Origin of the sequence: Pseudoxanthobacter sp. (assembly GCF_036822375.1) — a bacterium.
GTDB lineage: Bacteria > Pseudomonadota > Alphaproteobacteria > Rhizobiales > Segnochrobactraceae > Pseudoxanthobacter.
The window spans coordinates 1-11,014 of sequence record NZ_DAISHT010000115.1 but is presented as its reverse complement, the minus strand read 5'-3'; the positions used below and the strand labels follow the sequence as shown (position 1 = coordinate 11,014).

Annotated in this window: 11 protein-coding genes and 1 pseudogene; 4 read left to right on the top strand and 8 right to left on the bottom strand. The window is 68.9% G+C overall.

Features of this window, described 5'->3' with window-relative positions:
* A pseudogene (locus tag V7067_RS11485) lies at positions 1 to 848 on the top strand (acetyl-CoA carboxylase biotin carboxylase subunit); the annotation flags it as partial.
* Positions 849 to 927: 79 nt separating this feature from the next.
* Entirely contained in the window at positions 928 to 1,590 is a 663-nt protein-coding gene (gene aat / locus V7067_RS11480; RefSeq protein ID WP_334176043.1) for a leucyl/phenylalanyl-tRNA--protein transferase, read from the top strand.
* Here aat and V7067_RS11475 read toward each other — a convergent pair.
* Positions 1,570 to 2,424 carry a DUF2155 domain-containing protein gene (locus tag V7067_RS11475; RefSeq protein WP_334176042.1) on the bottom strand — a complete coding sequence of 285 codons (855 nt, stop codon included), beginning with the start codon at positions 2,422 to 2,424 and terminating at the stop codon, positions 1,570 to 1,572. The genes aat and V7067_RS11475 overlap by 21 nt on opposite strands.
* A gap of 134 nt (positions 2,425 to 2,558) precedes the next feature.
* On the bottom strand, positions 2,559 to 3,497 hold the full coding sequence (locus V7067_RS11470) for a hydrogen peroxide-inducible genes activator (RefSeq protein ID WP_334176041.1): 939 nt from the start codon (positions 3,495 to 3,497) through the stop codon (positions 2,559 to 2,561).
* A 103-nt stretch (positions 3,498 to 3,600) separates the two neighbouring features.
* Here V7067_RS11470 and V7067_RS11465 point away from each other — a divergent pair, with 103 nt between their 5' ends.
* The gene (locus V7067_RS11465; RefSeq protein WP_334176040.1) at positions 3,601 to 5,064 is read left to right on the top strand and encodes a catalase; all 1,464 of its coding nucleotides are present in this window, start codon (positions 3,601 to 3,603) and stop codon (positions 5,062 to 5,064) included.
* Positions 5,065 to 5,278: 214 nt separating this feature from the next.
* A complete protein-coding gene (locus V7067_RS11460; RefSeq protein WP_334176039.1) occupies positions 5,279 to 6,265 on the top strand; it encodes a diguanylate cyclase in 987 nt (328 codons plus the stop codon).
* 59 nt (positions 6,266 to 6,324) lie between these two features.
* Here the strand turns inward: V7067_RS11460 and V7067_RS11455 are convergent, their stop codons facing one another.
* From V7067_RS11455 to sufC, 6 genes are all read right to left on the bottom strand, one after another.
* Positions 6,325 to 6,726, bottom strand: a complete 402-nt coding sequence (locus V7067_RS11455; RefSeq protein ID WP_334176038.1) for a TfoX/Sxy family protein — start codon at positions 6,724 to 6,726, stop codon at positions 6,325 to 6,327.
* A 27-nt stretch (positions 6,727 to 6,753) separates the two neighbouring features.
* Complete coding sequence (locus V7067_RS11450; protein WP_334176037.1) at positions 6,754 to 7,167, bottom strand: iron-sulfur cluster assembly accessory protein; 414 nt, start codon at positions 7,165 to 7,167, stop codon at positions 6,754 to 6,756.
* Positions 7,168 to 7,331: 164 nt separating this feature from the next.
* On the bottom strand, positions 7,332 to 7,763 hold the full coding sequence (locus tag V7067_RS11445; protein ID WP_334176036.1) for an SUF system Fe-S cluster assembly protein: 432 nt from the start codon (positions 7,761 to 7,763) through the stop codon (positions 7,332 to 7,334).
* A 14-nt stretch (positions 7,764 to 7,777) separates the two neighbouring features.
* A complete protein-coding gene (locus V7067_RS11440; protein ID WP_334176035.1) occupies positions 7,778 to 9,019 on the bottom strand; it encodes a cysteine desulfurase in 1,242 nt (413 codons plus the stop codon).
* Positions 9,019 to 10,350 carry a Fe-S cluster assembly protein SufD gene (gene sufD, locus V7067_RS11435; RefSeq protein WP_334176034.1) on the bottom strand — a complete coding sequence of 444 codons (1,332 nt, stop codon included), beginning with the start codon at positions 10,348 to 10,350 and terminating at the stop codon, positions 9,019 to 9,021. The genes V7067_RS11440 and sufD overlap by 1 nt, the downstream gene beginning before the upstream one ends.
* 14 nt (positions 10,351 to 10,364) lie before the next feature.
* A partial coding sequence (gene sufC / locus V7067_RS11430) for a Fe-S cluster assembly ATPase SufC (RefSeq protein ID WP_334176033.1) occupies positions 10,365 to 11,014 on the bottom strand: 650 nt, incomplete at its 5' end.

Here is an 11,014-nt window from a genome sequence, read left to right as displayed (position 1 = left end):
AGGTGGCGATGACCGAGGACGACCTCGACAACGCCCTCTCCACCGCCCGCTCGGAAGCCAAGGCCGCTTTCGGCGACGACGCGGTCTATCTGGAACGCTACCTCGCCAAGCCGCGCCACATCGAGATTCAGGTGTTCGGCGACGGCAAGGGCAACGCCGTGCATCTGGGCGAGCGTGACTGCTCGCTGCAGCGCCGGCACCAGAAGGTGTGGGAGGAGGCGCTTGCCCCCACCATCACCCCCGAGCAGCGCGCCCACATCGGCGAGCGTGTGGCCCGCGCCATGCGCGAGCTGAAATACGAGGGCGCCGGCACCATCGAATTCCTCTACGAGAACGGGGAATTCTACTTCATCGAGATGAATACCCGCCTGCAGGTGGAACATCCGGTGACGGAAATGGTGACGCGCATCGATCTGGTGAACGAGCAGATCCGCGTTGCCGCCGGCGAAACGCTGGGTTTCTCGCAGGAAGACGTACATTTCAGCGGTCATGCCATTGAATGCCGCATCAATGCCGAGAATGCCCGCACCTTCACCCCCTCGCCGGGGCGGATCAGCTATTTCCACCCGCCGGGCGGTCTCGGCGTGCGCGTCGATTCCGGCGTCTATCAGGGCTATGTGATCCCGCCCTATTACGACAGCCTGATCGGCAAGCTCATCGTGCACGGCCGCACCCGCGACGAGTGCCTGAACCGCCTGCGCCGCTGCCTCGACGAGTTCGTGGTCGACGGCATCAACACCACGCTGCCGCTGTTCCGCGCGCTGGCGAACGACCCGGATATCGTGGCCGGCAACTACGACATCCACTGGCTGGAAGCGTTCCTGAAGCGCGCTGAATTCGCAGCCTGACCGGCCCGGCACGTGCATTGCACGGAGAAATGCTCCAGAGTTCCGCTCTGGAGCATTTTTGCTTTTCGGGAGGTTTGCCATGCGTGACGACGCCGGCCTGCAGATCACCCCGCAGGTGCTGCTCAAGGCCTATGCCTGCGGCATCTTTCCGATGGCCGAGTCGGCCGACGACCCGAGTCTCTTCTGGGTGGAGCCGGAACGCCGCGGCGTGCTGCCGATGGAAACGTTTCATGTGGCGAAGCGCCTGCAGCGCACCGTGCGGCAGGATGTGTTCGAGGTGCGCGTCGACAGCGACTTCGATGCCGTCATCGACGGCTGCGCAGCCCCGGCGCCCGGCCGGCGCAAGACGTGGATCAGCGAGCGCATCCGCGGGCTCTACCGCGACCTCTACGATATCGGCCACTGCCACACGGTGGAGTGCTGGCAGGACGGCCGCCTCGTCGGCGGCCTCTACGGCATCCGGCTGGGACTGGCCTTCTGCGGCGAGAGCATGTTCACGCGCGAGCGCGACGCCTCGAAGGTCGCGCTCGTCCACCTCATGGCGCGGCTGAAGGCCGGCGGCTTCACGCTGCTCGACACCCAGTTCGTGACGCCCCACCTCGCCGGGTTCGGGGCCATCGAGATCGGCCGGCGGGATTATCAGGCCCGCCTCGATACCGCGCTCGGCGGCATCGGCGATTTCTTTCGCCTGCCGGCGGAGACCCGCGGCGCCGACGTGCTGTCAGTCCTCGGGCTGGTCTGAGGAATCCGGCGCCGGGGCCGAATCGCCTGCGTCCGTGCCGGCGCCGGCCATGTCGGGTCTCGGCAGCGGCTCCGGCACCCAGCCCTGCGGCCGCGGAATCAGATCCAGACCTTCGGTCGTGAAGCGGCTGGTGTCGAACCCGTCCGGCGGCGGCACCTGCGAGGACAGGCGGCAGTCGGTCAGCCACACGTCATAGATCGGATGGTCAACGGCGTTGAGGCCGGGGCTGGCCGCAAACATCCAGCCGGTAAAGATGCGGCGCACCTTGTTGTCGAGGGTGATCTCGTCGACTTCGATAAAGGCGTCGGTGCGCGGTGTCTCGGTGGCCGGCCGGGTGTAGCAGGCCCGCGGCGTCACCCGCAGCGCGCCGAACTGCACGGTCTCGTCGATGTAGGCATCGAAGGAGATGATGCGGCCGGTGATCTTGTCGAGCCCGGAGAACACGGCAACCGGATTGGAAAGCCGCTGCTCCGGCGGTGCCGGCGGCGTGGCGCTGATGACATCGCCGGACGGCGTGTGCGGCCCGGCTGCGGCACCGGCCTCCGGCTGCGGCGCGGCTGCGCCCGGGGCGGGCGTCGCGGCATCCGGTGCGGCCGGTTTGGGGGCAGCGGGTTTGCGGGGCGCGGCCGGGGCGGGTGTCACCTTGGGGATCGGCGGCGGATTGGCCGGATCGACGGCGCCGCCGAGGGTCAGCTGCGCCATGGCCGGGGCTGCGCCCATGAAGGCCGGGGCGGTGCCCATGACCACCGCGGCAGCCCCTGCCAGCGCAGAAAGGCGGAGCGGGCGGATGCGGCCCGCCCGGTTGCTGCGCTTCGTTTCCACCGCGCCACTCATGCTTTCGAACACCCGGCCCCAATGACAATCCGGCCTTTCGCGCACGGCCAGCCGGCCGGCGGAACGCCGCTCCTTAACACCCGCCGGCGCCGGGGGCAAAAGCTTCCGGCAGGCCACGCCTCTTCCCCGCAGGGTTACGCCGCCGGTGTGGCCTTTAGGTCGCCCTGCGGCTGCCCCTCGCCGCTCGTGCAGACTTCGCCGATCATCTGAGCGAGCAGGCGGAAGTCTCTGTCCCGCCGCGCCGATTTGCGCCACGCCAGCGCAATCGTCCGGCCCGGCTGCGGCGCGGCAAAGGGCAGGATGGCAATGCGCGGGTCGCTGGCGATTTCACTTCTGACCGCCATTTCAGGCAGCAACGTGACCCCGTAGCCGTTTGCCACCATCTGCACGATGGTCGCCAGGCTGGTGGCCCCCAGCGCATTGCGCACCTCCGGGCCCGCCGGGCGGCAATAGGTCAGCGTCTGCTCGCGCAGGCAGTGCCCTTCCTCCAGCAGCAGCAGCCGCTCGCCGGCCAGATCGGCAAGGTGCGCCTCGCCCCGCCCGGCCGGTACCTGCGCGCGCGGCGCGGCCAGCAGAAAACGGTCGTCGAACAGCGGCAGAACCTCCAGCCCCGCCGCCTCCACCGGCAGCGCCAGCACCACCGCATCGAGGCGGCCGCCGGCGAGATCCTCCGTCAGCGCCTGCGTCAGTGCCTCGCGCACATCGAGATCGAGGGCGGGATAGCGCCGGTGCACCTGCGGCAGCAGCGCCGGCAGCAGATAGGGCGCGACCGAAGGGATGATGCCGAGCCGCAGGGTGCCCGCCAGCCCCGGCCCGCGATGGCGCACCGATTCAACGAGGGCACCGACATCGCCCAGAACGGTGCGCGCGCCTTCCGCAAAGCGCGCACCGGCCTCCGTCAGCCGCAGCCCGGAAGGCTGCCGCTCCACCAGAGGCGTTTCCAGAAAGGCTTCCAGCTCGCGGATTTGCTGGGAAAGGGCCGGCTGGGTGACGGCACATTCCGCCGCCGCGCGGCCGAAATGGCCGTGGCGGGCCAGTGCCTCGAAATAGCGAAGCTGTCGCAGCGTGACCATCCGATAAGATTATCTGATCGCGACCGGCGTGCAATCGAATTAGACGCATTTGCAATCAGCGCGCATCTTCGCTCCCGACCCGGACACAAGGGAGCAAACAACCATGTCCCGCCCGACCCTGACCACCACCGCCGGCGCAGCTGTCGCCGACAACCAGAACTCCGTCACGGCCGGCCCGCGCGGCCCGCTGCTGATGCAGGACTATCAGCTGCTCGAAAAGCTCGCCCACCAGAACCGCGAGCGCATTCCCGAGCGCGTGGTGCATGCCAAGGGCTCGGCCGCCTACGGCGAACTGGTCGTCACCGGCGACATCAGCCGCTTTACCCGGGCAAAGGCCCTGCAGCCGGGGGCCAGAACGCCGCTGCTGCTGCGCTTTTCAACCGTGGCCGGCGAGCGCGGAGCCGCCGATGCCGAGCGCGACGTGCGCGGCTTCGCGCTGAAGTTCTATACTGAGGAAGGCAACTGGGATCTGGTCGGCAACAACACGCCGGTGTTCTTCATCCGCGATGCGCTGAAGTTTCCCGATTTCATCCACACCCAGAAGCGCCACCCGCACACCAACATGCGCTCGCCCACCGCGATGTGGGATTTCTGGTCGCTCTCGCCGGAGAGCCTGCATCAGGTCACGATCCTGTTTTCCGATCGCGGCCTGCCGGCCGGCTTCCGCAACATCAACGGCTACGGCTCGCACACCTACTCGCTGATCAATGCCGCAAACGAGCGGGTGTGGGTGAAGTTCCACTTCAAGACCCAGCAGGGCATCCGCACCCTCACCAACCGCGAGGCGGAGGCGCTCGTCGCCACCAGCCGCGAGAGCTCGCAGGCCGACCTGTTCGGCGCCATCGAGCGGGGCGAGTTTCCGCGCTGGACCGTTCAGATTCAGGTCATGACCGAGGCTGAGGCCGAAGCCCTGCCGTTCAATCCCTTCGACCTGACCAAGGTCTGGCCCCATGCCGACTTTCCCGTGACCGAGGTCGGCTATATCGAACTGAACCGCAACCCGGACAACTACTTCGCCGAGGTCGAGCAGGCGTCCTTCTCACCCTCCAACGTCGTGCCGGGGATCTCGTTCTCGCCCGACAAGATGCTGCAGGCCCGCATCTTTTCCTATGCCGATGCCCACCGCTACCGCGTCGGCACCCATTACGAGATGCTGCCCGTCAACCGCCCGCGCTGCCCGGTCCACACCTACCACGCCGATGGCGCGATGCGCTTCGATGCCCCGCAGGGCTCCGATGCCTATTATGAGCCGAACTCGTTCGGCGGACCGGTGCAGGATCCCGCCGTTGCCGAGCCGCCGCTGCCGCTCAGCGGTGCCGCCGGCCGCTACGATCACCGCGCCGGCAACGACGATTTCAGCCAGCCGCGCGCGCTGTTCCGGCTCATGAGCCCGGCGCAGAAGGAGGCTCTGTTCCACAACATCGCCGAGGCGATGGCCGGCGTGCCGCAGGACATCGTGGAGCGGCAGGTCGCGCTGTTCTGGCAGGTCGACCCGGACTATGGCCGCGGCGTTGCCGCCCTGACCGGCGCCCGCCTGCCGCAGCCGGCGCCGGCTGCGGCCGGATAAACACGCCGCCCCACTTTCCGCAACCGTCCCGCCGCCCGCGCCGTTCCGGTGCGCGGGCGGCGGGCGCGTTTCAACGGCTCCTTAAACTTTCTCGCCCACCATCCTGCTCAGAATCGTGTGACTGCGCCTGCCGGCTGCCGCCGGCGCGGCCACAGCCGCCGTGCAGCAGGTAACGCGGGCGCCTCCGGTGCCGGCGAGGCCGAAGGAGCATCCGATGGAAAGAGGCGCCAGCCCGGTTCCGGCCGAACGGTCCGCTGTCCCGCGGCAGTCATCCGAGGCCGGCCTGAATGCCTTCGACGGCGGCCTGAACCCGGCTCTGGAGGCAGCGTTTTCCGCCATCACCCGCGTGCGGGAAGAGATCGCGCTTCTGCCCGGCGCCGGCACGGCCGACGCCCGCGTCGAGATGGCAACCGCGGCCGACATCGTGGAAAGCCTTGCGGAAACACTGGAACGCGACATCGAGGTACTGAAGCGCCTGCGCGATGCGCTCGGCGGACCGGTGCTGACCGCCTTTTCCGGCGCCCCCCTCGGCGCCGACGATTTCGCCGGGCAGATCGTCAGCGTCATCGAGCGTATCGAGCAGTCGGAAGGCGTGGTGCGCGATATCTCCGCCACCCTTGCCGCCCACCGCTGCGACCTTGCCGCCGTTCTGGCCGACCCGCTGCCGATGCCGCCGGATAACGAGCCGATGCCGGAGCGCGAGGTCTTCGACCGCGCGGTCGTGGCGGCCACGCGCTGCGCGCTGGAAAGCGAACGGCGGCTGGCGGTGCTGCTGGCGGGTGTGGATCATTGTGCCGAGCTGGGCCGCACCCATGGCCAGCCGGTGGCCGACGATGTCGCCGCGGCCGCGGGCCGGATGCTGGTCGATTGCGTCGGCGATCTCGGCATCGTCTATCGCCACGGGCCCGAGGCCTTTGCCGTGCTGCTGCCCGACAGCAACCTGCGTCAGGCGGTGGCGGTGGCCGAGCACCTGCGCCGGGCCGCGGCCGGGCAGCAGATGGTCGTTGCCGGGCTGGCGGAAGAAGCGCTGGGGCGCCTGTCGCTCTCGCTCGGCGTTGCCGCACTGAGCGACGACGACAACCCCGCCACCCTGATGGCGCGCGCCGCCGGCTGCCTTTCGGAAGCCCAGTGGAGCGGCGGCAACCGGGTGATCTGCGAAACCGACCCGGATTTTGAGCAGGACCTGCGCCGCTCGCGCTGAGCGCGCAGCCGCCTCTCCCGAAAATCCGCCGCCTCGCGACGCCGCGGCCTGCGCGCCTGTCAGCCGGCCCGGTCCGCTGCCGGCTGCCGCTGGCGGGCCCGGCGCCGCGCGCGTGCGGCCTCCGCCGCCTGTCCGGCCCGGATGGCGGCCGCAACCGCGCCCGAGGCCCATGGCCGGAAGGCATCGGCATCGTCGCCGGCCCCCTCCGGCACCTGCCAGTAAGACAGCGTGGTGGTGCGCGTGCCGCCGGCCTTCAGCCACGAGACATAGCGGAACGGCTCGCAGCCGGCCGCCCGGTGGCGGGCCTCGCTCTCCGCATCCGCCTTCACATAGAGCACGTCGCCGATGACGATGGCCACCATCAGCCCGCTGACGAACACGCCCTGCCCGCCGAACATGCGCCGCACCGAAACCCGCCCGAAACCGGCGAAAAGATCGTCCAGATAACCGGCGTCCAGCATGGTCCGGCCCCGCCGGCGGCTTCCGGTTCAGCCGTCCAGCGCCCCCGGATCGGCGGCCTTCAGCGACACGGACTCGCCGCAGCCGCAGGCCGAAACCTGATTGGGATTGTCGAACGCAAACGTCGCCGACAGCTTGGTGACGCGGAAGTCCATCGTCGTGCCGAGCAGGAACAGCACCGCTTTCGGATCCACGAACACCTGCCCGCCTTCGAACGCGATCACCTCATCGCCGGCACCGGGGGCGGCAACGACATCCATGGTGTAGGACATGCCGGCGCAGCCGCCGTTACGCACGCCCACGCGCAGCCCGCCGTGCGGCAGGTCGGCATTGTCCAGAATTTCGCGCACCCGCTCCTCGGCCGCCGCCGTCAGGCTCATCACCTGAATCCGGCGCCGCGGCCGGGCTGCGCGGGTGGTGGCAACGTCGCTCTGAACCGTCATCCGAACCACTCCTGCAAGGATTGCACCGGGCGGCACCGGCCGGCGCACCCTGAAACTGGAAAAAATAAAAACGCCGGATTTATCCGCCGTTTAGCGCTTCTTTCTCGTGTGGTTTCAAAGGCGGGGGCTGTCAAGCCCGCCCCGCCTCCGCACCCGGCCGGCCCTCAGTACCAGTCGAGCGCCACGCGCGCCTCTTCCGACATGCGCTCGGTCGACCACGGCGGATCGAACACCATGTTCACCTTCACATCGCCCACGCCCTGCACGGCGCCGACGGCATTCTGCACCCACCCCGGCATTTCGCCGGCCACCGGGCAGCCCGGGGCGGTCAGCGTCATGTCGATGGTCACGGTGCGGTCGTCGTCGACATCGATCTTGTAGATCAGGCCGAGTTCGTAGATGTCGGCCGGGATCTCCGGGTCGTAGACGGTCTTCAGGGCGGCAATGATGTCGTCCGTCAGCCGTTCCAGTTCCTCCTGCGGAATCGCGGAAAGCGGCTGTCCGGCTGCCGCTTCCGCCGCGACGGCGCCGGCGGCCGGCCCGTCGCCGCCGCCTGCCGCCTCGTCCGCCCTGAGGGTGCCTGCGCTGTCGTCCATTGCGCGTCGCTCCGTCAACTGAAGAACCGGTGAGCCTTCTCGATCGCCGCTGCCAGCCGGTCGACTTCATCGACCGTGTTGTAAAGCGCGAACGATGCCCGGCAGGTCGCGGTCACGCCATAGTGCTCCAGAAGCGGCATGGCGCAATGGGTGCCGGCCCGCACCGCGACGCCCTCGCGGTCGAGAATGGTGGCAATGTCGTGGGCGTGCGCGCCGTCCACGGCAAAGGAAACGATGGCGCCTTTTTCCGGCGCACGGCCGAAGATGCGCACGAAATTGAGCGCGCCGAGGCGCTCGTGCGCATAGGCGCGCAGGTGCTCCTCATGGGCGCGGATGCGGTCGCGGCCGAGCGCGCTCACATAATCCAGCGCGGCGCCGAGGCCGATCGCCTGCACGATGGGCGGCGTGCCGGCCTCGAAGCGGAACGGCGCCTCGCCATAGGTGACGTCGTCCTGCGTGACGGTGCGGATCATTTCGCCGCCGCCCTGATAGGGCTGCATGGCGTTGAGCAGATCGCGCCGGCCGAAGAGCACGCCGATGCCGGTCGGGCCGTAGATCTTGTGGCCGGTCGCCACATAAAAATCGACGCCCAGCGCCTGCACGTCCACATCCAGATGCACGGCGCCCTGACTGCCGTCCACCAGCACCGGCACGCCGCGGGCGTGGGCGATGCGCACGATCTCGGCAACCGGCGTCACTGTGCCGGTCACGTTGGACATGTGGGTCACGGCCACCATCTTCGTGCGCGGCCCGATGAGGCGCGCGAAGGCTTCCAGATCGAAGCTGTCGTCGGCGCGCACCGGCACCCACTTCAGCACCGCGCCCCTGCGCTCGCGCAGGAAGTGCCAGGGCACGATGTTGGAATGGTGCTCCATCACCGACAGAACGATCTCGTCGCCCGCGCCGACCTGCGGTCCGGCAAAGCTCGATGCCACGAGGTTGATGGCCTCGGTCGCCGAACGGGTGAAGACGATCTCTTCGTGCGAGGCGGCGTTGAAATACCGCCGCACGGATTCGCGCGCTGCCTCGAAGGCATCCGTCGCCGCGTTGGAGAGGAAATGCAGCCCGCGGTGAACGTTGGCATATTCCTCGGTATAGGCCCGCATCATGCGGTCCAGCACCGCCTGCGGCTTCTGGGCGGAGGCCCCGTTATCCAGATAGGTCAGCGGCTTGCCGTAGACCGTGCGCGACAGGATCGGAAAATCGGCCCGCACGGCCTCGACATCGTAGGGGGCCTGCAGAACGGCGTCGCTCATCATGCCGCCTCCCCGATGGTGCCGCGGGCACGGCGGCCGGCCAGCAGCGCCCGCAGGCGCTGCGACAGCACGGCGGCAACCGCCTCGTCGGCGAAGCTCTCGATGGATTCCGCCAGAAACGCTTCCAGAAGCAGCGCCTCGGCCTCCGCCTTCGGTACCCCGCGCGAGCGCAGATAGAACACCGCGTTCTCGTCCAGCCGCCCGGACGTCGCCCCGTGGGCGCACTGCACGTCATCGGCGAAGATCTCCAGCTCCGGCTTGTTGATCGCCTCGGCCTGCGCGCCGATCACCAGAGCCTGCGTCATCATCCGCCCGTCGGTGCGCTGAGCATCCTGCGCCACCTCGATGCGGCCCTGCACCACCGAGCGCGCCGCATCGTCGATGACAGCGCGGAAGCGTTCGCGGCTGGTGCAGTCCGGCACATCGTGATCGACCGTCAGCGTGGCGTCCGCCAGCCGCCGGCCATCGACCAGCGTCACCGTCTCGAACACCGCGCGGGCGTGCGGGCCGGCAAAATGCACGACGCCCTGATTGCGCGACAGCAGGCCGCCGAACACCACCGACAGCGACTGCAGCTCCGCCCCCTCGCCGAGCCGGATCGCGGCGCCGCCGAGGCTCACGGCCTGATGGCCGTCTTCCTGCAGGCGGGTCCACAGCACGCGCGCCTGCCGGGCAATGTCGAGTTCGACAAGGCTGCTGGCCTGATAGGCAACGCCGTCCGGCCCGCTGTGGTGCTCGATCACCCGCACGCTGGCCCCCGCGCCCACCCGCACCACATGGCGCGAGAAGCCGCAGACCGGCGCACCGGAAGCGACATGCACGATTGCCAGCGGCTGCGAAACGCTCGCCCCCGCAGCGACATCCACCACCACGCCATCGTCGAACAGCGCCGTGTTGAGCTGCACCACCGGATCGCCGCCGGTGCCGGAGAGTTCGCCCGCAAGCGTCCCGACGCCGGCGAAGCCGGCCTCGGAAAGCCGCCGCACGGTCACCGCACCGTCGAGCCCGGAAAGGTCCGACAGCCCGGCATCGAAGCGACCGTCGACGAACACCGCCCGGTGCGCGGCAAGGCCGCCGAAATCCCACACCCGGCCGGCCGGCACGACCGCGGCCGCCGGCGCGGCTGCCAGATCCGGCAGGGCCGCCTTCAGGTCGGTGTAGCGATAGGCTTCAACCCGCCTGTTGGGCAGCCCGGTTGCGCCGAAGGCGGTAAAGGCGGCGCGGCGCCGCTCCGCCAGAGCGGCCGGCTCGCCGCTGAAATCGCGCGCGGCAAAGCGCACCGCCAGCGCCGTTTCGGCCGCCGTCGTCAGGCGGCGGGGCTCGATGGTCATCGCATCCTCCCCCATCACGCAGCCTGACCGACATAGTCGGCATAGCCGCGGGCCTCAAGCTCCAGCGCCAGTTCGCGCCCTCCGCTCTTCACGATGCGGCCATGGGCCAGCACATGGATCACGTCCGGCACGATGTGATCGAGCAGGCGCTGATAGTGCGTGATGACCAGCATCGAGCGGTCCGGCGCGCGCAGTGCGTTGACGCCCTCCGAAACCACCTTCAGCGCATCGATATCGAGGCCGGAATCGGTCTCGTCCAGCACGCACAGGCTCGGCTCCAGCACCGCCATCTGTAGAATTTCGTTGCGCTTCTTCTCGCCGCCGGAAAACCCGACATTGACACCGCGCTTCAGCATTTCCGGTGAAATACCAAGCTTTTCAGCCGCAGTCTTCACCTTTTTCATGAAGGCGGCAGTCGAAAGTTCCGCCTCGCCGCGGGCCTTGCGCTGGGCGGCAAGGGCGGTCTTCAGGAACGTCATGTTGGCAACGCCGGGAATTTCGACCGGGTATTGCAGGGCAAGGAACACGCCGGCGGCGGCGCGCTCTTCCGGCTCCAGCGACAGCAGGTCCACACCGTTCAGCGTGGCGCTGCCCTCCGTCACCGCGTAACCGTCGCGGCCGGCCAGCACATAGGACAGCGTGGACTTGCCCGAGCCGTTCGGCC